This window comes from Mariprofundus sp. KV (genome assembly GCF_013387475.1).
In the GTDB taxonomy this organism is placed as follows: Bacteria; Pseudomonadota; Zetaproteobacteria; order Mariprofundales; family Mariprofundaceae; genus Mariprofundus.
Genome location: NZ_VWNB01000003.1, coordinates 39,984 through 64,839 on the forward strand (window position 1 = coordinate 39,984; position 24,856 = coordinate 64,839).

Genomic DNA, 24,856 nt, shown 5'->3' on the forward strand with positions numbered 1-24,856 from the left:
AACCGCCATGAAGGTCAGGGGAGGCTAGGGTGCCAAGAAGGCTGCTGAAAAAGATTATGCCTGATCATAAAACGATCAGAGAGCACAAACATCTGCGCTGCTTCGGCACGCTTCTGCATAATCCCGCACTGTGGCATATGAATCGTCACTCTGTCGCTAAAGCCTTCGCTGTCGGTCTCTTCTTTGCCTGGGTGCCTGTACCGTTTCAGATGGTGCTTGGTGCCGGTGGTGCGATCCTCTTTCATGCCAATCTGCCGCTCTCCATTGTACTGGTCTGGCTGACCAATCCGCTCACCATGCCGCCGATGTTTTATGGTGCCTATAAGCTGGGCGCGTGGCTGCTCGGTGAAGAGCTGCAACACTTCGATATGGAGCTCTCCTTCGCGTGGCTGCAGCACGAGATGTCACTGATCTGGGCGCCGTTCCTCTTCGGTTGTCTGGTGCTCGGCGTTGTATCGGCGCTGCTCGGTTACTTCGGGATTCAGGTCGCCTGGCGCAGGATGGTGGTGAAACGTTGGCGCAAAAGGCATATTCGGCATGGCCGCCTCAGCTGAACTCTGGAGCCTGATCTCCGAGTCACTGCACATTATCACCGGCTGTGGCGCAATCACTGAGTCGTACGCTCTCTCCGGCGGCAGTATCAATTCGGCATATCGGATCAACACAGAAGAGGGCGTACCCTATTTTGTAAAGCTCAATACAGTTTCCTCACTGCCGATGTTTGAGGCTGAGTCTGATGGTCTTGATGAGCTGGTCGCTGCCAATGCCATACGGGTACCATTGGCGGTGACCACAGGCAGTGGAGCAGGGCAGAGCTGGCTGGTCAGTGAGTATATTCAACTTGGTCGTGGTGAGAGCACTTCCTCGCGACTGCTTGGTCTGCAACTGGCAGCCATGCACAGGACAACCGACAGCAGCTTTGGCTGGTATCGTGACAACACCATCGGCTCCACCGCGCAGCACAATAGCCAGAGCGAAAACTGGATCGATTTTTATCGCGACCATCGCCTGAAATTTCAACTCGCTCTGGCTGCCCGCAATGGTTTTACCGGTGCACTGCAGAACAAGGGTGAACGCCTGCTTGCCAGTCTCGACAGCTTTTTCACCGACTATTCACCGCAGCCATCGCTGCTGCATGGAGATCTATGGGGCGGAAACGCTGCCTTTGATGCACAGGGCCAACCGGTGATTTTTGATCCTGCTGTCTATTACGGGGATCGCGAGGCCGATCTCGCTATGACTGAGCTGTTTGGCGGCTTTAGCCCGGAGTTTTATGCGGCCTACAATGACGTATGGCAACTGGATGCTGGATATCAAGTGCGTAAAACCCTTTACAACCTCTACCATATCCTCAATCACGCCAATCTCTTCGGCGGCGGTTACGCCGCACAAGCTGAATCCATGATCGACAGTCTTCTGTCCGAAATCCACTAACCACAAAGAGACCAAGGCACAAAGAAAGGCAAAGAAAATAATTTCTGGTATGAAAAGCTCTGATTTTTCCATCCGCAATATTTGATATGCCGGGATTGAGATTGTTACCTTGATTATGGTTTTCTTTGTGCCTTCGTCCCCCAGGGGATTCTCTCTTCACCTGTATGGCGAATTCACCTTATGCCTTTGTGGTTGAAAATATTGTGTCTTAGTGGTGAATAAGGCCTGTTACTGGCCTGCGACGGTCATGCCGGAGATGGCAATACTTGGCACAGCAGAAGAGCCGAACCAGGTCAGGTCGGAGCCGACCATCTCGATATTGGCGAACATCTCTTTGAGGTTACCGGCAATGGTGATGCCGGAGACTGGCCGAACGATTTTACCGTTCTCGATCAGGAATCCAGCAGCTCCTCGTGAGTAGTCACCGGTGACACCATTGACACCAAAACCGATCATCTCGGTGACCAGCAGGCCGTTGCCGATTGTAGCCATCATCTCTTCCTGCGTTTGCCTGCCCGGATGCCAGATCAGGTTGGATGAGCCGATGCCGATATCACCGGTCAGGCCACGCATGGCACTGCCAGTTTCTGGCTGATGAAGTCGTTTGGCGGTATAGCGGTCGGTGAGAAAGCAGTTGAGGCGACCGGCATCGATAATATTGCGGCCGGTACAGCGGGTGCCTTCGCCATCAAACAGGCGGTTACCCATGCCATCGGGATGATCCGGATTATCCTCAATGTGTACAAAATCGGGGAAAATCGACTGGTTTAGTGCGTCGGCAAGGAAGGTGCGCTCCTGCAGTACAGCACGCCCGTTAATGGCTCCGATCAGATGACCGAGCATTGAGGTGGCAGTGCGTGGTTCAAAGATCACGGTGGTGCGGCCACTCTCCATACTGCCGGGATTGAGCATGGCGATAGCACGTTTGGCCGCTTCCTGAGCGATCATTTCCGGGGTTTTCAGATCAGAGGCGTGAAAGGCGCGGTGCCAGGCGTAATCGCGCTGCATCCCTTCGCCACTACCGGCGATCACTGAAACGCTCAGTGAGGCAGAGGATTTGGCATAATCGGCTGCAAAACCATCACTGGAGGCGTAGGCAACATGGCTACTGCCAAAACTTGCATCGGCTCCCTCTGAATTACTGATCTCTGCTGAGTAGTTGCGGGCGATCTCTTCGCACTGCATCGCTGCATCACGCGCTTTCTCAATACTCCAGCCGTGATGCTGATCGGGATAGCGGGCACGCCATGCCGCCAGTTCATCTGCATTCGGGTGGTCTGCACCAACAGGTGGAACTGCATCGGGATCGGGTTCTGAGATCCTGGCCATGGCCACAACCTGATCAGCAAGTCTTTTCAGGCCTGCCTCAGAGAGGTCGGAGCTTGAGGCGGTGGCAAAGGCCAGTCCTCTGTCTGTTTCAACAAAGGCGCGCACTCCCATGCCCTGCGCATCTTCACGTTCAACGGATTCAACGGCACCGTTGCGGATGCTTACAGAGTCTCCGGTATCACAGACCGCCAGTGCGTCGACATAGACAGCTCCGGCTGCTCTGGCGCAGGCAACCAGACGCTCTGCATGGCCACTGATCGATTTGATGGTGTCAGAGTGGCTCATGCTTCAGTTCCTCCTACGGTTAACTCATCAATGCGCAGGGTAGGCAGTCCCACACCGACAGGCACCGACTGCCCGCCTTTGCCGCAGGTGCCGACACCGGGATCAAGTTCCAGATCGTTGCCGATCATCGAGACCTTCTGTAGCACCTCATGGCCTGCACCGATCAGCGTTGCCCCTTTCACCGGATACTGAATCTTGCCGTTCTCCACGTAGTAGGCTTCCGAGGTGGTAAATACGAACTTGCCCGAGGTGATATCCACCTGACCACCGCCAAAGTTGACGGCGTAGATCCCCTTATCAAGGGAGCTGAGGATATCATCGGGTGAATCATGGCCGGCTAACATAAATGTATTGGTCATGCGCGGCAGCACCGGGTGGGCATAGGATTCACGCCGCCCGTTGCCGGTGGAGGCCTTGCCCATCAGACGGGCATTCTGACGATCCAGCAGGTAACCGGTGAGGATGCCATCCTCAATCAGTATATTACGTTGGGTTGCAGTGCCTTCATCATCGACATTGAGTGAGCCGCGGCGCTCGCTAATGGTGCCATCATCAACCACGGTAATACCTTTGGCGGCAACGCGTTGGCCAAGCTTATCGGAGAAAACCGAGGTTCCTTTGCGGTTGAAATCACCTTCAAGGCCGTGACCGATCGCTTCATGCAGCAGAATGCCGGGCCATCCAGGGCCGAGTACAACCGGCATGGTGCCAGCCGGAGCATCGTGAGCATCGAGGTTTAACAGGGCTAAACGTACCGCCTTGCGAACAAGTTCTTCGGCCTGATTATCGCCGCTGAAACGGTGTAGAGAGAAGCGGCCACCACCACCGGCACTGCCGGTTTCACGTTTACCATTCTGCTCGACAACAACCGATACATTCAGGCGCACCAGTGGTCTGGCATCATGCATGAAGGCTCCATCCATGCGCACGATATGAATATCGGAGAATGAGGATGAGACGTTGGCAAAGACCTGTTTGACGCGTGGGTCGAGGCTTCTGGCCAGTTGGTCCAGCCGCTCAAGCAGCGCTTTGCGTTGGGTGAAATCGAGTCCTGCCGCCGGGTTGCTGCCCTCATAGAGCAGGGGGGTGGGGCTGGCTTTGTGAATAGCGACAGGCGGGCGCTGCTGACCACTCTCGGCAATGGTGCGGGCAGAGGCCGCAGCCTGCATCAGGGCCCGGCTATCAAGTCTGTCGGTAAAGGCGTGGCCTGCCGCCTCTCCTTTAATGACTCGTGCGCCAAGCCCCTGATGCGTGGATGCGGAGACATGTTTAACGCGCCCCTCTTCAAGTGCCAGTGATTCTGAAACGCTATGCTCAAGGTAGAGATCACCATCGTCAGCACCGGCGGGAAGCATGTGCGAAAGGACGGATTGAAGGGTTTCAATGGAGACGGGAAGGGTATCTAAGTTTTGATCGGGCATATCGGCAATCGTCATGGCTGACCGGGATCTGTCAAGCCTAAGGATGCTCTGAAAAAGTCAGAGCATCCATTGCAAACCATGGTTCTGAAAAACTACATGGACGTAGTTATTCAGAGCTTCCCTAAAAGATAAGTGGGATTGATTGGCTGCTCTGTTTGGATTTTGTCTGCGCAGGCTCTATGCTCTGCCGCATGGTAGAGTTAATGAGAGTTGCTGATCAGGTTCTGTTGCAGGTGATTTGTGATGCACTGGCATCCAGATCGATCTGTTTCCGGGTTGAGAACAGTGGTATGCAGGCCCTGATGCCGCTGCCCGGAGTGATGGATGCACGCATCGTTGTTGATGAAGACGATCTGGCTGCAGCCGGGAAGATACTGGATGATCTGGAGTTGAATGGATGATTAAAGGTGCACTGGCTTTTCTGGCAGGATTGAAGCTGCTTTTTGAACGCAGTGAGTTGCGGGCGCTGCTCTGGCGCATGCTGGGTCTGCTGTTTCTGTTTATGGCGCTGCTCTCGGTGGCGGCATTCTGGGGTGTCGACTATCTGGCTGCGCTGTGGATTCCGCAGGGTGATGCCTGGTACTGGCAACTGCTCTCATGGTTTGTCTGGCTGCTGGCCCTGTTATTAGCCTTGATCAGTGGCGCGATTGCCTATGTGACACTGGGTTCGGCAGCGGTGGCACCGTGGCTGGATGAGCTGGCCGGCCGTACCGAGATGATATCGGGGCAGTCGGTACGCCCGCAGTCGCTGCCGTGGATGAAACTGGTGATTCAGAGTCTGAGCAACTCTCTGCGCCCGCTGTTGGGCTTGCTGTTGTGGGGTGGGGCAGCGCTGCTCTTCTTCTGGCTGCCACCTGTAGCTACGGCAATTTGGAGTTATGGCTGTGTCCGTTTCCTGAGTTTCGAGTTGATTGATACTCCTGCTTCCCGTCGCAACTGGGATTTTGCCGGGCGTAAACAACGCCTCAATGAGGGGCGCTGGTTCTATCTCGGTTTTGCAGGACTGGCAGCACTGCTGCTGATGGTGCCGCTGCTTAATCTGACCGTGATTCCCGCTGCGGTTGTCGGGCTCTCCAGCGTGATTAAGGAGCCTCAGGAGGCCTGAAGGCGTTCATGGATCAGTCGGCTGAATGTGCCGATTTCAAATGGTTTGGAGAGCTGAATCTCTTCGCTGTTTGAGTTGCCTGCTGCAGTACGTTCAATGTTGTCATAACCGCTGATAAACAGGGCTTTGACATCAGGGTTGATCTTGCGAATCTCAAACAGGGCATCTGAGCCTCCCAGCTTAGGCATGACAGCATCTATAATAATGAGCTCGATGCGCTCTCTGTAGGAGCTGTATAACTCGACAGCCATTGCGCCATCGGCAGCAGTGATCACATTGTAATTGAGCTTTTTCAGAATTTCGCGGCCGGTGGTAAGCAGGCCAAGGTCATCATCTACCAGCAGGATGGTTTCGCCATCACCTTTGATAAGTCGGCTCTCATTTGACACGTTTTTCTGCCCGCTTTCAGAGTCGGTCAGAGGAAGGTAGATGGAGAAAGTCGTGCCGTTATCATGGTTGGTTGTAATGAAACCGCCGTGACTCTCTACTGCGCCGAGTGCCATGGCCAGCCCCAGCCCTGTACCTTTGCCGATCTCCTTGGTAGTGAAGAATGGCTCGAATATTTTATCGCGGATTTCACTACTGATGCCACAGCCATTGTCATGGATGCTTATCACGGCATAAGCCAGTGCATCTGCATCAGGATGCTGTTTCCTGAGCGTATCGGTTACTGCTGTTTTCTCGAGTGTAAGGTGAATCTCAGGTGCACTGACTCCGCTGACTGCGTCACGTGCATTGTTGATCAGATTCAGGATCACCTGATGCAATAGATGAATATCAGCGGCAACGGTCATTGGTTCACTGGAGATAGCGATCGTGAAGTTGATGTGTTCAGGTGTGCTGCTCTGATGAAGTTTTGTGATCTCTTTGAGATAACCGTTTAGACCGATCGGTTGCATGGTGATCGTGCCGCGACGGGAAAATGCGAGCAGTTGCTGGATCATCTCGGCTGCAGAGAAGGCAATATTTTCAATGCCTTCAAGCTGCTCCACTATCTCGGGACGATCTTCTATCTCATCCTTGATCAGGAAGATGTTGCCGGTAATGGCGGCTAGTGAGTTGTTAAAATCGTGGGCGATGCCGCCAACCAGTGAGCCGATAGCCTCCATCTTCTGAGCCTGATAAAACTGCTGTTCCAGTTTCTCATGGCTCTCCAGGTTCTGCTGCAGCCCGATGAAATGGGTGATCTCACCTCTGCCATTGAAAATGGGGGAGATGCTCATCATGGCCGGATAGAGTGAACCATCCCTGCGTTTGTTGATGATTCTCTTCTGCCATGTCTGACCACCTTCAATGGTGGATGCCATCTCTTTGTAAAAAGCGACATCGTGGCTACCGCTCTTCTGGATATTCGCCGGTTTGCCAAGCGCCTCTGCAAGGGTGAAACCGGAGAGCTTTGTAAACGCAGGATTCACAAACTCGATCACACCATCCCTGTCGGTAATGCAGATCGCCTCATCGGTCTGCTTGATAGCACTGGAGAGCTTGTTCAGGAAAGCGTTGGATATATCGAGTCTGCTGGTAGCCATTTGCGCATAGATGCCGAATAGAAGAAACAGGACAAATAGTAGTGAGCGAATATAAATTTCAAACGTTGAAGGGGAGAAGAGCTGCTCTGAAAACGGCTCATGAGAGAAAAATGCCGAATCAATGGCTGAATCGAGCAGCCATGCCGCTATGCCGCAGCCGATACCGATAAAGATGAATTTCTGCTTTATAATCAAAGAGCGCATATGACTGAGTGTAGGTGAAGATTTTCAAACTGCAAAAATAATTACTTTTATACAGCAGGGTTTATTCCCGTAAAACGTAGGGGATGCAATGGCTGAATCACTTGGCTACACTCCCGCACTCTACTTCTTTGGAGGTCAGGCATGCCCTGGAGCAACAACGATAATAATCAGAATCAGAATCCGTGGGGTAACCGCGGCAGTGGCGGTGGTGGTAATCAGACCCCTCCCGACCTTGATGAGGTGATCCGTCGCCTGCAGGAGCGCTTTGGTGGCTTCTTCGGTGGTGGCAGTGGTGGAGGCTCAGCTTCCGGCGGTGGCGCTCCGAATTTGAGTAAGGGTATGATCTCCGGAGTGTTGGCGGCAGTTGTCCTCTTCTGGGGTTTGACAGGCTTCTATATGGTAGCAGCCGATGAGGAGGCCGTGGTACTTCGTTTCGGTAAACATGCGGCGACCAAGGGGCCTGGCCTGAACTGGGCAATTCCCTATCCGGTTGAAACGGTTGAGAAGCTGCCGGTAACGCGAGTGCAGCGACTGGAGATCGGTTTCCGTCAGTTCTCTGATGGTGCAGTCCGTAAACGCGCCAACGAGTCACTGATGCTGACCAAAGATGAGAATATCGTTGATATCTCATTCATCATCCAATACAAGATCAAGAGTGTTGAGGATTTCCTCTTTAATATCGACAGTGCCACCAAAACGGTACGTGATGTGGGTGAGTCGGCTATCCGTGAAGTGATCGGCCGCACCCTGATCGATGATGTGCTGACCGATAAAAAGGCTGAAGTGGAGGCGGAAACCCAGAGTCTTATCCAGCAGATACTCGATGGCTATCAGGCGGGTATCTCGGTGAGTACCGTGAAGCTGCAGGATGTGCAGCCACCTGAGCGCGTGATCAAAGAGTTTAAGGATGTGGCAAGTGCGCGAGAGGATCGTGAGCGCGCCAAGAATGAAGCGCAGGCCTATGCCAACGATATTATTCCTAATGCCCGTGGTGAAGGTAAGAAGATGGTGCTTGATGCCGAAGCCTATGGCAAAGCTGTGGTTGAACGTGCAAAAGGTGAAGCTGATCGCTTTGAAAGTGTTCTGGCTGCCTACAAACTGGCCCCGGAAGTGACCCGCAAACGTCTGTATATGGATACTATGGAAGATGTGTTGAGCCGTGCAGATAAAATCATTATTGATGGTGCTGTAGCTGGAAAGGTGTTGCCATATCTTCCACTCGACCGAGTGAAGAATAAGGTGGAGGTGAAGAAATGAGCCCTAAACAGACCCTGATGGCAATTGTAGCGGTGGCAGTGGCCACCATTATCGGCATGAGTGCATTTGTAGTGGATCAGCGTGAACAGGCGCTGGTGCTGCAGTTCGGTAATCCTAAAGATGTGGTGAAGGATGCAGGTCTGCATTTCAAACTGCCGTGGCAGAGCGTGGAGACCTTTGACTCCCGACTGCTTGAGAGCGATGTGCCGCCAAACGAAGTCATCACCAAGGATAAGAAATCAATCCTCGTGGATAACTATGCCCGCTGGCGTATTACAGATCCTTTGAAGGTGTATCAGGTGGCGCGTACCCAGACCGGTGTGGCTGCCCGTATGGATGACGTGGTGCGTGGTAAAGTGCGTGAGGTGCTGGGCCAGCACACCCTGCATGAGATCGTATCCGGCGGAGATCAGGCAACCCTGCGTGTTGAACTGATGCAGACGATTCGTGATCGTGCCGATGATGGTGTGAAGGATTACGGTATCACCATTATTGATGTGCGCATCAAACGCGCAGATCTGCCGCAGGAGAACTCGGAGGCTGTCTTCCAGCGAATGAAGGCTGAGCGTAACCGTATTGCCAAGGAGTATCGCTCCGAAGGTGAAGAGGCTGCCAAGGAGATTCGCGCCACAGCAGAGAAGACACAGAAGACCATTCTGGCTGAAGCCTATAAGCAGTCGGAGATTCTTCGTGGTAAAGCTGACGCTCTGACCACTGCGATCTACGCAAAGGCCTATAACAGAGATCCTCAGTTCTACGCTTTCACCCGCTCGCTTGAGGGGTACCGCAACTCTATTGATGAGAATACACGTCTGGTGATCTCACCTGACTCTGAATTCTTCAACTTCTTCCAGCAGTCCAGGAAGTAATTGTATCGCATAACAGGAGCCTGCTTCCATGGATGATCTCTGGGCTGCTTTAGGTCTGGTGCTGGTGATAGAGGGGGCGTTTTACGCCCTCTTTCCTCAGGGGATGATCGATATGATGCGCAGGCTTCCTGATATTCCGGCCAGCTCAGTTCGCATCGCAGGCATTGTGGCCGTGGCTATCGGCTGGGTGGTTGTTCATCTGGTGCGCAACTGAGTTTCAATCTAACCGTTTGATGTCGCCTGGCTAAAGCAGTCGCCATGAAATTTTGCTCTCCATTATGAAGTTAAATCCCCTGCACCCGCACAGGTGTAGGGGCTTCTGCGTGGAGAAGAGGGGGCATCCTCTGCTTGAGGTGAAACAATTGGTCGCCTGTTGATCAAATTCACCGGCCATCGGCCGGCCTGATTTACTGATCGAACTGCTGGGTCTGCAACTCGTTGAGCCTGCTCATGATCTGCGACTGGTTTCTCTCGATATAGGCGAAGAGGGCATTGCGCAGCGGAGGATAGGCCTCAACCACATTCTTGAATGCAGCGTAGGGAATATGGGCAATGATGACACTGCTGTTGGCAACCATGTCTGCAGGACAGCCCTGTGCATGGATGGCTGAGGATTCGCCGACAAATGAGCCTGGCACCAGTGTTTTCAGCTCTTTGATGGTGCCGTTGTTGCGCATCTGAAAACAGGCCACCCCTTTGACCACCAGATCAACATGATCAAGTTTGTCTCCCGCCTTATGGATCATGGCGCCGCCGGGGTACTGCTTGAGGTGGGTGGCTTCTGCCATATGTTTACGCATATCCAGCGGCACATTCTGCAGTAGCGGAGATGCGGAGATCAGTGCAGTGATTCTGCGCGCATCGGCTTTGCGCTGTAGCGCTTTTTTCAGGCTCGGCAAGGCATCCAGAGCAGCCAGCATTTTCTTGCGTGGCAGCTTGGCAATGACCGAGTCTTTATTGGCCACAATATCCGATTTGTGAGGGCCGGGGGTAAACAGATAGCTTTCGCCTACCACATTGCCGCTGGCAATCAGATTCAACAGTACCGGTTTACCGTCATCACTGCGGATAAATTCTGCCAGTTCTCCTTCGCAAACCAGATACACTGTATCCTCATGATCACCGCGATGAATCAGGTGGCGGCCCTCTCTGAGTTTATGCTGATGCAGACGCAGCCATAAGCGGTTGCGCATGGTTGCCGGAAGCAGTTGATCCATCCGGTCTTCGTGGGGATCACTGGAGTTGCGTATGCGGCCGATCTGAGGGAACTCATCAGCCAGTGCATCAGCCTGCTTGTGCTCTCCTCTCTCAATATGCCGGGTGTAGAGCTGGCGCAGAATCTCGGTGGCGGTTGCCTGTTTGTTGGTCTGTAGCAGCAGTTCAGCATACTTTTTCAGATAACTCTCATTATCCGGGTAGAGGGCTACGAGATCGGCATAGACTTTAAGCTGATTTTTTTGATCTATTGGCATGCGCTGATTCCCACTCCTTTGGCTGCGGCCAGACTATGGTCTATCTCGCCGTTCGGAAATAGGAAAATCGTCTAACCGGCTCTGTTGCAGGTAAAAGACTTCGCTTTTGTCCGTTCTGCTTATTAGTGTTCACATCTCGTTATCGCCAGTGGAGGATTTGTATGGCTCTGATCATTACTGACGACTGTATCAACTGTGCGGTCTGTGAGCCGGAGTGCCCCAACCTTGCAATCTACGAAGGAGAGGAGATCTTCGAGATTGATCCCGATCGTTGTACCGAGTGTGTTGGTCATTTCAATGAGCCGCAGTGCCAGCTTGTCTGCCCTGTTGACTGTATTCCGCAGGATCCGGATCGTGTGGAGAGCGCAGAGGTTTTGCAGTTGAAATATAAGAAGCTGATCGGGGAGGTCGCATGAGCGGACGACTGTTTATTGTTTCCGGGCCATCAGGGGCTGGCAAGTCGAGCCTTTGTGCCGCGCTGCTGAAGTCGCGTCCAGACCTGCAGCTGACCATTTCATGTACCACGCGCAAGCCGCGACCGGGTGAAGTGGATGGCAGGGAGTACCATTTCCTCTCTGAAGAGAGCTTTATCTCCCAGTGTGAAGCCGGTGCTTTTCTGGAGTGGGCCAATGTGCATGGCAATATGTATGGTACCCGCCAATCGGATGTTGAATCAATAATGCAAAGTGGCAGCGATGTGCTGCTGGAGATTGACTGGCAGGGAGCTGCTCAGGTGGCTGCAAAAATGCCTGCTGCAATTCGTCTGTTTATTCTGCCGCCATCACTGCAGGAGCTGAGAAATCGACTTACCGGCAGAGGCCAGGATGATATGGAGGTTGTCGAGCGCCGTGTGGCCGCTGCTGAAGCGGAGATAGCCCATGCCGGTGAAGCGCATTATCAGATTGTGAACGATAACTTTGACGATTCATTGCGGCGCTTGCAGGCTTTGATGCAGTAATTACTGCCTTTGCAATGTTCTATGGTTGCATTTTGTGTAACCTCTCCTAGGTTTAAGACATTATTGTGGGATGCTATGAGATTCATGGCATCTGATTGATCTGAAAAGGCGCCATCATGCGCTTTTTTTGTGACAGATAGTTGGAGGTAGCCGTATGGCTCGCGTAACAGTAGAAGATTGCATTCGTTATTATCCTAATCGCTTTGAGATGGTTCATCTTGCATCCAGGCGTGCGAGACAGCTGCTCAATGGCATGCCTGCCATGCTTGAAACCGAGAATGACAAACCAACCGTCCAGGCACTGCGCGAGATGGGTGATGGTTATATCTCCTGGGATGTTCTCTTTGATCAGGATGATCAGGAGCGTCGTCGTCTGGATCAGTTTGCCGATGAAGAGGGCGAAGCCTGAGTTATGCCTCGGCTTACTCTTTGCTGATCTCTATTCTCTTTAAGTTTTGAGTCGCATATTTGAAATTACCGAACAGGTAGCATCGTATGCGCCGAAGGCTGATCTTGATCTGATCAACCGTGCCTATGTGTTTGCCGCGCATGCCCATGCAGGGCAGGCGCGCAATTCGGGTGAACCCTATATTTCACACCCTCTGGCCGTAGCCGATATCCTTGCCAGTCTTGGTATGGATGAGTCGACTGTGGTGACAGGGCTGCTGCACGATACCGTTGAAGATACCAGTGTCTCGCTGGATGATATCCAGCACTATTTCGGTGAAGATGTAGCCCAGCTTGTCGATGGTGTGACCAAGATCGGTCAGATCCATTTCAACTCAAAAGAGCACAAGCAGGCTGAAAATTTCCGTAAAATGATCCTGGCTACGGCCAAGGATCTGCGCGTATTGATCGTTAAGCTGGCTGATCGCCTGCACAATATGCGAACGCTCGGATTTATGGCTGATCATAAACGGCGCTCGATTGCTGAAGAGACAATCCAGATCTATGCACCACTGGCACACCGTTTGGGTATTCACTGGATCAAGCAGGAGATGGAAGACCTCGGTTTCTCCTACCTTGAAGGTGATGCCTACAAGTCGTTGCTGGGGGAGATGGCCGGTCGCCTTGAAGGGCTTAATCACACCCGTGAGCGACTGGAGAGTATTATCCAGGAGGCACTGCAGCGGCATGGTTTGAAGGCGCGTGTGCAGGGGCGCATGAAGCATCTCTACAGTATTCATGAGAAGATGCAGCGTAAACATGTCGATTTTGATGAGATTTTTGATCTGGTGGCATTCCGTGTCATTGTTGATGATATGGTCACCTGTTATCAGGCTATGGGCATTGTCCACAGCCTCTATCGACCGGTTCCCGGTCGCTTTAAAGATTATATTGCCTTGCCAAAACCCAACGGCTACCAGTCACTGCATACCACGGTGATTGGCCCTGAGAATTTCCGTATTGAGGTACAAATTCGTACCGAAGCGATGCACTCCTATGCTGAAGATGGTGTTGCTGCGCACTGGGCCTATAAAGAGGGTTCCGATGCCAGCGGCGAAGGTGAGAGCTTTAAGTGGCTGAAACAGCTGACCGAACTCTTGCATGATGCCGATAATCCGAGTGAATTTCTTGAAAATGTGCGTCTGGATCTGTTTGTGCAGGAGGTTTACGTCTTCAGTCGTGACGGCGATATCTTCGCGTTGCCGCGTGGTGCCAGGCCTCTCGATTTTGCCTATACCGTGCATACCGATATCGGCCACCACTGCATTGGTGTGCGCATCAACGGTGAGATGGCTGACTTTTCAACCCGTTTGAGGAATGGCGACTCTATCGAGATCATGACCAGTCCCGATCAGTCGCCCAGCAGGCAGTGGCTGCAGTATGTAAAAACACCGCGAGCCCGCCACTCCATTCGCCAGTGGTTCCGCAGACAGGAGAAGGATACCTGTATCCGCATGGGTGAGAAGATTCTCAAGGAGTCTGTTGGCCGTAAAGATGTCAGTCAGGATGCGCTGAAACAGCTGCAGTGTGCTGATGTGGAATCATTGAAAATTCAGCTTGGTCGTGGCGATATTCCGATTCATGATCTGCTCAATGCTGTTGATCAGGAGCAGCGCAAGCTGCCATTGAAGCTCAGCGGCTTTAAGCGCTCACTGATGCACCCGGCGGAGTGCTGCCATCCGATCCCCGGAGATCCAGTGTTGGGTCAGTTCAGCTCCGGTGAAGGTATGATTCTGCACCATCGCAAATGTGTTGAGGTCTCCGACAGAGAGAACAAAGGTTGGCTTGAGGTAGAGTGGGGGATTCAGCCCGGGCAGTTGTTCCGTACCGGTATCGAGGTACGTGCCCATAATGAACGTGGCATGCTGGCCAGGGTGACCAAAACAATTGCCGATGCATCCTCGGGTATTGATGATCTGAAGCTCAAACAGCGGGGTGGTTCAATGACAGAGCTTCTCTTCCTTGTTGAGGTGGAGGATCGCAAACATCTGGCTGTGGTGATGCGTTCGCTTAAAGCGATTGAAGGTGTGGTGACTGTAAGTCGTCGCAATCAGGTAGGGCTGGGAGAGAATAAACAGAGCTCTTCACGCGCACTTGGTGAAACACTGCGTGACTTCTTCAGCAGAAAAGGACAATCAAAAGCAGCAGATAAAAAGGAAAAACAGACATGAGTTCAAACAGAATTATCCATTCAGATGATGCGCCCAAGGCAGTAGGGCCCTATTCGCAAGCTGTGCTATCCGGTGGTGTGCTCTATGCATCGGGGCAGATCGGTCTGGACCCGCAGGCTGGCAAACTGGTCGCTGGTGATGTTGAGTCACAGGCTCTGCAGGTTACGAAAAATCTCTCTGCTGTATTGGCGGCGGCGGGCGCATCACTGAGCGACATTGTGAAGGTGAATATCTTTCTTACCGATATGGCTGACTTTCCACTGGTTAATGCGATCTATGCCTCATGGCTGGGTGAGCATCGCCCGGCCCGGGCTACGGTAGCAGTGGCAGCGCTTCCGTTGGGTGCAGTGGTGGAGATGGATCTGATCGCTTCTATTGATTGAGTAGAAGCTGATTTGTTGGCTCCTGCCAGAAATCAGCATGCAAAAGAAAAAGTGTCGTTTTTCTTCTGCTCACAAACCATCCACTTGCGTGGCTGGTTTGGTACTATGTCCATAGGCTGCACGGAAGCACAGAATTGACTGTCCCTTCCGCAGGTGGCTGCTAATAAAATCCTGATGTTTTATCACTGTAATACAATTTCAAAGCACAACAAAAAGGGCGCCGATGAAGGCGCCCTTTTTATAATTGAGTGTGTGTTAAATCAGGCGGCTTTTTCGATCTTGCCGGAGCGCAGGCAGCTTGCGCATACCTTAACCCTGCGGGGCTGACCTTCAACAACAGCACGTACCTGCATCAGGTTGGGCAGAAAACGACGACGAGTCGTATTATGCGCATGACTGACATTATTGCCGGCCATTGGGCCTTTACCACATACTTCACAACGCTTTGCCATTTGACTATACCTCCGAAAACGGGGCGCACTTTAGGTGAATGCTTCCCGGCATACAAGTAAAAAATGGCGCTTTTTTCAACGAATTGAAATATATCGCGATTTTCCTTTCAGAAGCTGGAGGTTATAGCAGTTGAAGCGGTTATGCGAGGTTACAGATCCAATGCTGGTCATAACTTTGACGTGATAGCTGTTTGCAGGTTGAGCCGTGCGCTTTGATCGTTCAAGATAAGGCGATGTACGACATTCTGGCTCAACCGATGACCCGCATTGCGGGAGTAGGTGCCGCTCTTGAGAAGCGGTTATTGGCGCGTGGCATCGGCTGCATGGGTGATCTGCTGCTGCATCTGCCCAAGGATTATGTCGATGATCGTCATGTCTCTGCGATTGCCCGCCTTCAGGATGGCGTAAACGCCCGCATTGTCGGTCGTATTATCAGTAAACAGGCACGCGGTTTTGGCCGTAACCGGCAGGTGTCGATTCGGCTTGCCGATGATTCCGGCCAGATTTCACTCAACTTCTTCCACTCCGGCTACATGATGAGTGATGCCCGACTCAGCGAGGGGCGTGAGATCGCAGTTCGCGGTGTTGCAGAGCACTGGAAGGGGTATCTGCAGATGAGTCATCCCGAATGGTGTGTCAGCGAATCATTTAATCCCGGCTTTCAACCTGTTTATGCCAGTCTCGCCGGTCTGGGTGGCAAGAGAATTGGCAGCATGATCCGACATATTCTCTCGCTCATACCTGCCAACAGCCGTAGCCCGCTCGATATTCTGTTGCAAGAGCAGTTCCATTTCCCCAATCTTATCGAAGCACTGAAGCTGATTCACCATCCCGACGAACTGGGCCGTGATGAACTGGCCAGGGCTGTAGCACGGCTGAAGAGCGAAGAGATTATTATCTATCTGCACCTGATGCGGCAGAAGAAGCAGGCCGCAGTCTGTTCTGCAGTTGCCCTGAGCGATGAAAAACAGAGTTCGGCGCTGCATGACTCATTTCCATTCCCGCTTACCGATGCGCAGAGGTCTGCCTGGGCTGATATCGCAGCTGATCTGCAATCAGGCAGTCGCATGCACCGCCTGCTGCAGGGTGATGTAGGTGCAGGCAAAACATGGATTGCAGCCCTGGCTATGGCCAGAGCGGCAGGCAGTGGGGCGCAGGCGGCACTGCTGGCACCCACTGAGGTGTTGGCCAGCCAGCATGCTGAGACACTGCATGCGCTGTTTGCGCCGCTTGGTATCGAGGTTGCCCTGCTCACCGGAAGTACCCGTGCAAAAGCGCGCCGCGAGATGCTGGCACGACTGCAGAGTGGGGCGTTGCAACTGATTGTCGGTACTCATGCGCTGCTCACTGATGATGTGCTGTTTAAGCATCTGGCGCTGGCGCTGGTGGATGAGCAGCACCGTTTTGGTGTTAAACAGCGATGGGCCCTGGCCGAAAAACAGAATGAAGACAGGGGGGCGGTACACCTGCTAGGTATGACCGCCACCCCGATTCCGCGCTCGCTTGCTCTTGCCCTCTACGGCGATATGGATCTCTCGATTATGCGAGGTATGCCACCGGGCAGGAAACCGGTTGAGACGCGCGTGATCGCTGCTGAGAAGATGAAACCTATGGCTGATGGCATGCAGCGCATCCTCAATGCTCAGGGGCGCATCTACTGGATCGTGCCGCGTATTGATGAAGATGAGGATGGGCTGTCGGTTGATCAGCGTGTTGAGCTACTCAAAGGTTATTTCCCCGATGCCAATGTGATCGGTCTGCATGGGCGTATGAAAGCAAAAGATAAAAACGGTGCCCTGAATGCCTTCTCCACTGGTGCGTGCAAAATCCTTGTCTCTACGACGGTGGTGGAGGTGGGTGTGAATGTGCCCGAGGCGCGTCTGATTGTGATTGAACAGGCCGAGGCTTACGGCCTTGCTCAGCTGCATCAGCTGCGTGGTCGGGTGGGGCGCTCATCGGAGCAGGGCTATTGCATGCTGGTGGCTGGTTCTGAGGCTTCAGAAGGCTCCATGGCGCGATTGAAGACGATGGTGAATACCCATGATGGTCTGGAGCTGGCAGAAGCTGATCTGGCTATTCGTGGCGGTGGTGACGCTGTTGGAACACGTCAGCATGGCGAGGCAGGTTTCCGGCTTCTGGATATGTCTGAGGATGCAGCCCTGATTCGCCAGTGGCACGAAAACCTGCCCGATTTCACGCCGACCGATGCAATGCAGCGCTTCTGGCGCCCATTCGCAGAGTCGACCGATTAATCACACAGATTGGCTTATTCACTGAACCCATTGCAGTGGAAGGGCTTGCATTAGCTATCCACAGAAACTGTGGATAACTTGGTGGATAACATGGTGTATGGCATTGCTTTTCAATAACGGTACCTTCTTCCTGGATTTTGCCTAAAATTTATGCATAATATTAATATCTTTAATTTCAATGCTTTACATCTATAAAGAAAAGAAAAATATCTAATGGATGGATTGTTTGCGGAAATGTGCCTGGATTATTTCAGCGGTGGATAATTCACTGTAAAAGCACAGTTTTTCCTGTGATCAGGACCTATTCCATGCCTTAATATGTTTGATTGAACGACTTGCTTGCGATTTCGCCGGGGTGACTAAAAGAGGTGATCAGGTGGCATGTGGTACAACGGTAGACCTGACCCCTCTCTCTTCTTTCTTTGTAATGAAATTGCAGGTGGATCGACCTATGGTTCGATTGTGAGATTGAAGCGAGGGTAAAATCGAATGCATGCAACGCTACCACTGTTGAAAGAGAGCGATTTTCCGGCGATTAGTCGGGATAGAGTGGAGACCCTGCAGGTGAATCTTGGTTACCTCTGTAATCAGACCTGTCTGCACTGTCATGTGAATGCCGGGCCGAAGCGCAGAGAGTTGATGGATGAAGCCACGGTTGAGGCCGTGCTCACATATCTCAAAACACATCACATCAAAACACTCGATCTCACCGGTGGTGCACCTGAGATGAATCCCCATTTTCGCTATCTGGTGAAAGAGGCGAGGGGGCAAGGCGTGCGCGTGATTGATCGTTGTAATCTGACGATCATCGAAGAGCCAGGCTATGAGTGGATTACACCGTTTCTGGCTGAGAACGGGGTTGAGGTGGTGGCATCACTGCCCTGTTATCTGAGTGACAATGTTGATCATCAGCGCGGCAAAGGAGTGTTTGAAAAAAGCATCCGGGCGCTCAAGCAACTCAATGAACTCGGTTATGGTGCCGAGGGCTCAGGGTTGACGCTGACACTTGTCTATAATCCGCAGGGGCCAAGCCTGCCACCCTCACAGGGTGAGCTTGAAGCGGCCTATAAGCGGGAGCTGTATCTGCGATATGGCATCATCTTTAACCATCTGTTTACCATTACCAATATGCCTATTCAGCGCTTTGGAAGCACGCTGATTTCTCAAGGTGAATTCGCCAGTTACATGCGGTTACTTAAAGAGGCATATAGTGAGAAAAACCTGCCTGGTGTGATGTGCAGAAGCCTGATAAGTATCGACTGGCAGGGTTATGTTTTCGATTGCGATTTTAATCAGATGCTGGATCTTCCAATGTTTGAGGCCAGTGGTGGCAAAACCCATATCTCTGCTCTGATGCGCAGGGATATCAGCGGTTCTCCCATTGTTGTGATGGATCACTGTTACGGCTGTACTGCCGGTCAGGGCTCCAGTTGCGGTGGTAGTTTGATTGACTGAAGCAGTAGATATTGGCGGTGCTTCCTCTGCTGTATAGCTTCAGAGTAAGCAGATAGAAAGGAGTGAATTGATGAGTGTAAAAGCCGACAACGTGCGTCAACACGTGCGTAAATCCTATGCGGAGGTGGCCGAAGCCAGCAACGATGGCGGTTGCTGCGGTGTTGAATCCAGCTGTTGCGGTGTCTCCGATGATGCGGCAATCAACAGGCTGATCTCCACACGGCTTGGTTACTCTGAGGATGATCTGGCTAACGTGCCTGATGGTGCTGATATGGGGCTTGGTTGTGGCAACCCGCGTGCCATTGCCAGCCTGAAAGCGGGCGAGGTGGTGGTTGATCTCGGTAGTGGAGGTGGATTTGATGCCTTTCTGGCTGCCCGTGAGGTCGGTGAGAGTGGTCATGTGATCGGTATCGATATGACCCCTACAATGCTATCCAAAGCGCGTCATAATGCCGAGAAAGGCAAGTTCAGTAATGTTGAGTTTCGTCTCGCTGAGATTGAACATCTGCCGATTGCTGACAACACGGCTGATATCATCATCTCCAACTGTGTGATCAATCTCTCGCCGCATAAGGAGCTGGTCTTTGCCGATGCGTTTCGTGTGCTCAAACCCGGTGGCCGACTGGCAATATCTGATGTGGTGGCTACAGCCGAGATGCCGGAGGAGATGAAGAGTGATCCGATGCTGCATGCTGGCTGTATGGCCGGTGCATCGATGGTCGATGAGCTGGAGGCGATGATGGCTGCTGCAGGTTTTGAGCAGATTCGCATTAAGCCTAAGGATGAGTCGCGCGAATTCATTCGTGACTGGGCACCGGGTCGCGGTGTGGAGGCCTATGTGGTCTCAGCCTATATCGAGGCGGTAAAACCGGGCGGCCTCTGTGCTGGTTCAGGCTGCTGTTAGTCTGCTTTGAACAGTCGATTCCCATAAATAATCAACTGAATTGAAACTTGCTCTTGCCAGTGCGTAGCCCATAATCGGCTCAGACGTGGTGAGGGAGATAGCTATGATCAGAGCAGTTGCCATTTTTTCGATGTTGATGCTGGGGTGCTCTGCTGCTTCTGCTGCCGAAACGGAGATGGCAGATCCGCTTACCGGCATGGCATTTGTTCGTGTCTCTGCTGGTTGCTTCAGCCTGGTTGATGACGCAAAGGCCGTAAAAGCCTCCTCAGCCAGCAACCAGCGTTCGAAACAGGCGCTGATTATTCATAATGGTCCCGGTTCTGAGTTTGTGCATGAAAACAGTGCCATTGATGAAGTAGGAGCGTTGTCCGACTTGCTGCCAGCGCAGGCTGTAACCACGCAAAGTGGCAAAGTGTGCCACGAGAAAGATTTCTGGATGGGGAAATTCGAGGTGACACAGGGGCAGTACCGGAAGGTGACGGGGCGCAATCCCTCGGCGTTCAAAAAAGGCGATGACTACCCGGTTGAGCGGGTGAGCTGGCTGGATGCCCGTCAGTTTGTGCGGATACTCAATGAGAAAAGTGGCAAGCAGTACAGGCTGCCCAGCGAGTCAGAGTGGCAATATGCGGCCAGTAGCGGTGGTCAGGAGGTAAAATACGGCGCTGCCGGCAAAGCTGTGGATGTCGCCTGGTACATGAAGAACAGTAGCAGTACACATGCGGTGGGTGGAAAAAAACCGAACGCTTTCGGTCTCTACGATATGAGTGGCAATGTCTGGGAGTGGATGGCTGACTGTTGGAGCGAGCATCGCAGCAGTGCACCGGCAGATGGCTCAGCTGTGAGCAGCGGCACATGCACAGCCAGAGTGCTCAAAGGGGGCTCATGGTATGATGCCGAGCACTATATCCGGATTTCCGCACGACTCTGGAACGATACCGACAGGTCAGATAATAATAGCGGCTTCCGCCTCGTTCTCGACTAGTTGTCGACCAAAGGGAATACCATTGGTATACACTCCAAATGAGCCCATTTCACGTTGATTCTCTATAACTATCGCACCCATTCAATCAACACCCATTGATTGAATGGGTTTGCTCAGCTAGTAAATCCGGCGGCTGGATGTAGCTTGCCGATCATGTCTGTACGCCAAGCTGCTATTGAAATCCTGAATAAAGTTTTTACCGAATCGGTAAAGGCGGGTGAGGCGCTGGAAGCCGCCGCATCCTCTTTCACTGATCGTGATCGCCGACTGCTGCATGAGCTGGTCTATGGCGTGTTGCGTCGATTCTACTCGCTGGAAGCTGATTTCTCCCGTTTCTGCAAAATAAAACCCGATCCGGTTGCCCATACCGCACTATTGGTTGCCACCTACCAGATACGGCATATGCGTGTACCAAGCCACGCTGCGGTATCTGAAACAGTGACTGCAGTCTATAAAATGAGCCCGAAAGCTGTCGGTTTTGTCAATGCGGTACTGCGCAAGGTGGCAGAGCGAGCGCCACCGAAAAAATTGAAACCGCATCAGCGGGCTGAACTACCAAAGTGGATCTATGCCGCATGGCGTGATGCATTTGGTGCGGATGTTGTACACCAGTTCAGCCAGACACTGAAGAGCCCTCCCAAGCTAGCGCTGGCTCTGTTTGTTGATCGCGATGGCTGGATTGAACAAGCCAGAACCATGGGTTTTGAAGTTACAGCGGGTGAACTGTCACCCTGCGCCGTACTGCTCGATTCAGGCAGTGATGTTACGTTGCTACCCGGTTATGAAGCGGGTCAGTTTACTGTTATGGATCAGGCAGCACAGGCTGCTGTGATGGCGCTTGAACCGGTAAAAAGCGATGGGCTGATTCTCGATGTTTGCGCAGCACCGGGTGGCAAGACAGCCCTGTTGTCGCACCGTTTTCCCGGTGCAACCATTATTGCGGTGGAGCTTAATGCGCGCCGCATTCCGCGCCTGCAAGAAAACCTGCAGCGGCTGCAGTGTGAGAATGTCACCATTATGCAATCTGATGGCCTTAAGCTGCCGGTTTCAGATAATAGTGTGGACGCCATTGTGCTGGATGCCCCGTGTTCTGCTTCGGGTATTTTGCGCAGGCATCCCGATGCCAAATTCCTGCATGATGATCAGGAGGTTACTAAACTGGCTGCTCTGCAGAAGGTGCTGTTGAGTGAATCACTCAGGGTACTCAAAGCCGATGGAGAGATGGTCTATGCTGTCTGCTCTATTCATCCGCAGGAGAATGAGCAGGTGGTTGAATCGGTTGCCGGAGTGAAGGATCAAAGGCGTCTGTTCCCTGCAGAAGAGAATGACGGCTTCTTTTTTGCCCGCATCGGCGGTTCTGCATCATGAGTGAGAATGAATTCTCGCTGATCGACAAACATTTTAAGGGCAAAGGGGGGGCTGCACATCCATTCACCGCTCTCGCCATTGGCGATGATGCATCAATCCATCGACCGGGCAGTGGCATGGAGCTGGTGATCAGCACCGATACCTCGGTTGAAGCGGTGCACTGGCCGGATGACTACTCACGCGTAAAAGCAGCGGATCGCGCCGTCTGCTCGGCCCTTTCTGATCTGGCCGCGATGGGTGCAAGTCCGGTTGCTGTCTGGGTCAATGTGATGGCTCGGGATAAGAGGTCGGTGAAGAAGATGGCCAAAGGTGTAAGTCGTGCCCTGAAACGCTACAACGTCGAGCTTGTGGGTGGTGATACCTGTAGCTCAAAGGTGAACGCATTGGCTGTCACCGTTGCCGGTGAGCTTGCTAAGGGCTCTGCTATGCGTCGTGATGCTGCAAAGGCTACAGATGAGCTCTGGCTGGCTGGAAGGGTTGGTTTTCATGCGCTGGGTCTGCAGCAGTGGTTAAGTCATCAGCCTCATGGCGAATATGTCCACTATATGGATGAGATCAGGCCGCTGCTCTCTGCCGGTATGCAGCTGCGTCAGATGGGCGTGGCTTGTTGCATCGATGTCAGTGATGGGCTGTTGCAGGATGCAGGACATCTGGCGGCAGCTTCCGGAGTTGCTATCAATCTCGAGGTGACACAGGTGCCGCAGTGGCAGCAGATGTGTGAGGGTGTTGGTGAAGAGAGATTCATGGATTCTGTGCTGTTTGGTGGTGAGGATTATGCACTACTCTTTACGGCTCCTGCAGGTATCCACTTTGATCGTGATCTGGCGATAAAGATCGGCAGCTGTCACGAAGGTGAGGGGGTGCACCTTTACCGGGATGGTCAACGCTGTGATGTGAAAAAGAGAGGTTTTCTGCATTTTGGCTGAGTTACGCTCCATACACCACTGGCTGGCTGCGGGTCTGGGTAGCGGCTGGTTGCCGAAAGCACCCGGCACCTGGGGCTCTCTGGCCTCACTACTGCCTGCATGGTTGATCCTGCAGCAGGGTGGCGCTGTAGGCCTGTTGGTCGCTTCACTGCTGATTCTGCTGCTTGGCTGCTGGAACTGTTATGTGGTGCTGCCCACACTCAAGGATAAAGATCCCGGCTGGATCGTGATTGATGAGTGGGCAGGCCAGTGGTTATGTCTGGGTTTGATGTTGCTGGTTTTTGAGCTGACGCCACTCACAGTTCTGCTTGCATTTATCGGTTTCAGAGGTTTTGATATTCTCAAGCCGTGGCCGGTATCGCGTATTGAAACAGTGGGGCCACCGTGGTGGTCAATTATGGCCGATGATATTGCCGCAGGTCTGATGGGGGCGACAGTTATGATTACAATCGGTTTGATGGCAGGTCTGTAAATGGGAATCCGGGCGCAGTGGATTATCAGCGAAGCCGGCCTTCACAATCTGAATTGTGCAGGCATTACAACCGGCTGGCTAAAAGCCTGGCTTGGCTCGGCCGGCGCAGAAGATGTATCGATCTATCCTCTGGAGTCATCCGGCTGGCAGCGTGAGGATGCCCAGTGGCGCATCTTTTTTGCCGATGAGATGGAGCTGATTCACTCAGCTCAAACGCTCGGTTTGCCACTGGATGGTGATCATCCTGACCATCCCGAGGCCTTTGATACCTCACCGCTGCTACTGGATAATCCGCAACGCATCTGCTGGAGTTATCGCAAAGGCAATGGCTCAATTCTCTTTATTTCTCCGGGAGATATAGCTTATCAGAGAAAGTTATACCTAAAGCATATCAATGGCGGTCGAGCCCTGCTGCCACTGGCTGTTCTTGCCGGTGATAGTGGTGAATTGATGCTGGAGCCCGGGCTGAGCGCAGCGCTGATTGGTGAGGGTGAAGCGCTGCCCGAATCCGCTCTGAATGGTGACGGGGTTTTGATCGAAGAGCAGGTGGTTGATCTGCTGCGTCAGAAGCAACTGCGCCTGCGCACTGCCGAGTCATGTACGGCTGGTGGCATTGCCGCACGTATTGGCAGGGTGCCGGGTGCATCCGATGTGCTGGATAGGTCCTGGGTCACCTACAGCAATGAGGCGAAAATCGAAGAGCTTGGCGTAGATGCTGAGTTGATTGAGAGATTCGGCGCAGTCAGTGCTGAGGTGGTTGCAGCGATGGCTGAGGGTGGAAAAGGGGATGGTGCAGCCTGCATTGCTGTCAGCGGTATTGCAGGGCCTGCTGGCGGTTCTGATGATAAACCGGTTGGCACGGTATGGATCGCGGTCGCACTGCCCGGTGAAAGTGCAGTGACACAGCTACTATCTCTCTCCGGTAGTCGCTCTGAAGTTCAATGGCGCACAGTCAATGCCGCGCTGACTCTTCTGCTTGCGCAGGCAGGCCAACAAGTCACTTAAAACAGCTGTCAAATGACAGGTGAGGTGGGTGGTAGCAGATTGGTATCATGCCCGTCTCCTAAATAAATCAGGAACGACTTCTATCTGTCTGCAGTAAGCCATCCTTGAGTTATTTTCCAGATGAGTAACAGCTTTATAGCTTCCAAAATGAAAAGTCGTTACAGTCGATAGTGCGA

The 24,856-nt window shown here is 52.7% G+C and carries 25 protein-coding genes; 20 read left to right on the forward strand and 5 right to left on the reverse strand.

Annotated elements, in window-relative coordinates; translation table 11 throughout:
* Positions 1 to 29 precede the first annotated feature (29 nt).
* Entirely contained in the window at positions 30 to 554 is a 525-nt protein-coding gene (locus tag F3F93_RS03015; RefSeq protein ID WP_176957690.1) for a DUF2062 domain-containing protein, read from the forward strand.
* Positions 538 to 1,434 (forward strand): fructosamine kinase family protein, encoded by an 897-nt coding sequence (locus tag F3F93_RS03020; RefSeq protein WP_176957691.1) that lies wholly within the window; start codon positions 538 to 540, stop codon positions 1,432 to 1,434. Before F3F93_RS03015 ends, F3F93_RS03020 begins: the two co-directional genes overlap by 17 nt.
* 228 nt (positions 1,435 to 1,662) lie before the next feature.
* Here F3F93_RS03020 and F3F93_RS03025 read toward each other — a convergent pair whose 3' ends face one another.
* Together F3F93_RS03025 and tldD are read right to left on the reverse strand one after the other, a co-directional pair.
* Positions 1,663 to 3,048, reverse strand: a complete 1,386-nt coding sequence (locus F3F93_RS03025) for a TldD/PmbA family protein (protein ID WP_176957692.1) — start codon at positions 3,046 to 3,048, stop codon at positions 1,663 to 1,665.
* Positions 3,045 to 4,484, reverse strand: a complete 1,440-nt coding sequence (gene tldD, locus F3F93_RS03030) for a metalloprotease TldD (RefSeq protein ID WP_176957693.1) — start codon at positions 4,482 to 4,484, stop codon at positions 3,045 to 3,047. Before tldD ends, F3F93_RS03025 begins: the two co-directional genes overlap by 4 nt.
* Positions 4,485 to 4,660: 176 nt before the next feature.
* Between tldD and F3F93_RS03035 the strand changes: the two genes are divergently transcribed.
* Both F3F93_RS03035 and F3F93_RS03040 read left to right on the forward strand, forming a co-directional pair.
* Positions 4,661 to 4,870, forward strand: coding sequence for a DUF2007 domain-containing protein (locus F3F93_RS03035; RefSeq protein WP_176957694.1), 210 nt, complete (start codon positions 4,661 to 4,663; stop codon positions 4,868 to 4,870).
* On the forward strand, positions 4,867 to 5,574 hold the full coding sequence (locus tag F3F93_RS03040; protein ID WP_176957695.1) for an EI24 domain-containing protein: 708 nt from the start codon (positions 4,867 to 4,869) through the stop codon (positions 5,572 to 5,574). The genes F3F93_RS03035 and F3F93_RS03040 overlap by 4 nt, the downstream gene beginning before the upstream one ends.
* Here F3F93_RS03040 and F3F93_RS03045 read toward each other — a convergent pair.
* Positions 5,562 to 7,307, reverse strand: a complete 1,746-nt coding sequence (locus F3F93_RS03045) for an ATP-binding protein (RefSeq protein WP_176957696.1) — start codon at positions 7,305 to 7,307, stop codon at positions 5,562 to 5,564. The genes F3F93_RS03040 and F3F93_RS03045 overlap by 13 nt on opposite strands.
* 141 nt (positions 7,308 to 7,448) lie before the next feature.
* On the opposite strand from F3F93_RS03045, the gene hflK reads away from it, so the two are divergent.
* From hflK to F3F93_RS03060, 3 genes are read left to right on the forward strand one after another with little or no spacing between them, the layout of a single operon-like run.
* The gene (gene hflK / locus F3F93_RS03050) at positions 7,449 to 8,564 is read left to right on the forward strand and encodes an FtsH protease activity modulator HflK (RefSeq protein ID WP_176957697.1); all 1,116 of its coding nucleotides are present in this window, start codon (positions 7,449 to 7,451) and stop codon (positions 8,562 to 8,564) included.
* Entirely contained in the window at positions 8,561 to 9,433 is an 873-nt protein-coding gene (gene hflC / locus F3F93_RS03055) for a protease modulator HflC (protein ID WP_176957698.1), read from the forward strand. The genes hflK and hflC overlap by 4 nt, the downstream gene beginning before the upstream one ends.
* Positions 9,434 to 9,461: 28 nt before the next feature.
* Positions 9,462 to 9,647, forward strand: a complete 186-nt coding sequence (locus F3F93_RS03060; RefSeq protein ID WP_176957699.1) for a DUF2065 domain-containing protein — start codon at positions 9,462 to 9,464, stop codon at positions 9,645 to 9,647.
* A gap of 193 nt (positions 9,648 to 9,840) precedes the next feature.
* On the opposite strand, the gene F3F93_RS03065 is transcribed toward F3F93_RS03060, so the two are convergent.
* Entirely contained in the window at positions 9,841 to 10,905 is a 1,065-nt protein-coding gene (locus F3F93_RS03065; RefSeq protein WP_176957700.1) for a cyclic nucleotide-binding domain-containing protein, read from the reverse strand.
* A gap of 161 nt (positions 10,906 to 11,066) precedes the next feature.
* On the opposite strand from F3F93_RS03065, the gene F3F93_RS03070 reads away from it, so the two are divergent.
* The 5 genes from F3F93_RS03070 to F3F93_RS03090 all read left to right on the forward strand — a co-directional run bounded on the left by F3F93_RS03070 (position 11,067) and on the right by F3F93_RS03090 (position 14,864).
* A complete protein-coding gene (locus tag F3F93_RS03070) occupies positions 11,067 to 11,321 on the forward strand; it encodes a YfhL family 4Fe-4S dicluster ferredoxin (protein ID WP_176957701.1) in 255 nt (84 codons plus the stop codon).
* The gene (gene gmk, locus F3F93_RS03075; RefSeq protein WP_176957702.1) at positions 11,318 to 11,863 is read left to right on the forward strand and encodes a guanylate kinase; all 546 of its coding nucleotides are present in this window, start codon (positions 11,318 to 11,320) and stop codon (positions 11,861 to 11,863) included. Before F3F93_RS03070 ends, gmk begins: the two co-directional genes overlap by 4 nt.
* 154 nt (positions 11,864 to 12,017) lie before the next feature.
* Positions 12,018 to 12,272: a DNA-directed RNA polymerase subunit omega gene (gene rpoZ, locus F3F93_RS03080; protein ID WP_176957703.1), complete on the forward strand. Its 255-nt coding sequence runs from the start codon at positions 12,018 to 12,020 to the stop codon at positions 12,270 to 12,272.
* A 46-nt stretch (positions 12,273 to 12,318) separates the two neighbouring features.
* A complete protein-coding gene (locus F3F93_RS03085) occupies positions 12,319 to 14,481 on the forward strand; it encodes a bifunctional (p)ppGpp synthetase/guanosine-3',5'-bis(diphosphate) 3'-pyrophosphohydrolase (protein WP_176957704.1) in 2,163 nt (720 codons plus the stop codon).
* Complete coding sequence (locus F3F93_RS03090; protein WP_176957705.1) at positions 14,478 to 14,864, forward strand: RidA family protein; 387 nt, start codon at positions 14,478 to 14,480, stop codon at positions 14,862 to 14,864. The genes F3F93_RS03085 and F3F93_RS03090 overlap by 4 nt, the downstream gene beginning before the upstream one ends.
* A gap of 260 nt (positions 14,865 to 15,124) precedes the next feature.
* Here the strand turns inward: F3F93_RS03090 and rpmB are convergent, their stop codons facing one another.
* Complete coding sequence (gene rpmB / locus F3F93_RS03095) at positions 15,125 to 15,316, reverse strand: 50S ribosomal protein L28 (protein ID WP_176957706.1); 192 nt, start codon at positions 15,314 to 15,316, stop codon at positions 15,125 to 15,127.
* Positions 15,317 to 15,528: 212 nt separating this feature from the next.
* Between rpmB and F3F93_RS03100 the strand changes: the two genes are divergently transcribed.
* The 8 genes from F3F93_RS03100 (at position 15,529) to F3F93_RS03135 (ending at position 24,680) form a co-directional block, all read left to right on the forward strand.
* The gene (locus F3F93_RS03100) at positions 15,529 to 17,568 is read left to right on the forward strand and encodes an ATP-dependent DNA helicase RecG (RefSeq protein ID WP_241696934.1); all 2,040 of its coding nucleotides are present in this window, start codon (positions 15,529 to 15,531) and stop codon (positions 17,566 to 17,568) included.
* Positions 17,569 to 18,057: 489 nt separating this feature from the next.
* Entirely contained in the window at positions 18,058 to 19,023 is a 966-nt protein-coding gene (gene arsS / locus F3F93_RS03105) for an arsenosugar biosynthesis radical SAM (seleno)protein ArsS (protein WP_176957707.1), read from the forward strand.
* 70 nt (positions 19,024 to 19,093) lie between these two features.
* Positions 19,094 to 19,927 (forward strand): arsenite methyltransferase, encoded by an 834-nt coding sequence (locus tag F3F93_RS03110; protein ID WP_176957708.1) that lies wholly within the window; start codon positions 19,094 to 19,096, stop codon positions 19,925 to 19,927.
* Between the two features lie 103 nt (positions 19,928 to 20,030).
* Positions 20,031 to 20,909: an SUMF1/EgtB/PvdO family nonheme iron enzyme gene (locus F3F93_RS03115; RefSeq protein WP_241696935.1), complete on the forward strand. Its 879-nt coding sequence runs from the start codon at positions 20,031 to 20,033 to the stop codon at positions 20,907 to 20,909.
* 153 nt (positions 20,910 to 21,062) lie between these two features.
* Positions 21,063 to 22,277, forward strand: a complete 1,215-nt coding sequence (locus tag F3F93_RS03120) for a transcription antitermination factor NusB (protein WP_176957709.1) — start codon at positions 21,063 to 21,065, stop codon at positions 22,275 to 22,277.
* On the forward strand, positions 22,274 to 23,203 hold the full coding sequence (thiL, locus tag F3F93_RS03125) for a thiamine-phosphate kinase (protein WP_176957710.1): 930 nt from the start codon (positions 22,274 to 22,276) through the stop codon (positions 23,201 to 23,203). The genes F3F93_RS03120 and thiL overlap by 4 nt, the downstream gene beginning before the upstream one ends.
* Positions 23,196 to 23,675, forward strand: coding sequence for a phosphatidylglycerophosphatase A (locus tag F3F93_RS03130; protein ID WP_194334956.1), 480 nt, complete (start codon positions 23,196 to 23,198; stop codon positions 23,673 to 23,675). Before thiL ends, F3F93_RS03130 begins: the two co-directional genes overlap by 8 nt.
* Entirely contained in the window at positions 23,676 to 24,680 is a 1,005-nt protein-coding gene (locus F3F93_RS03135; protein WP_176957711.1) for a CinA family protein, read from the forward strand.
* The last annotated feature ends 176 nt before the right edge of the window (positions 24,681 to 24,856 follow it).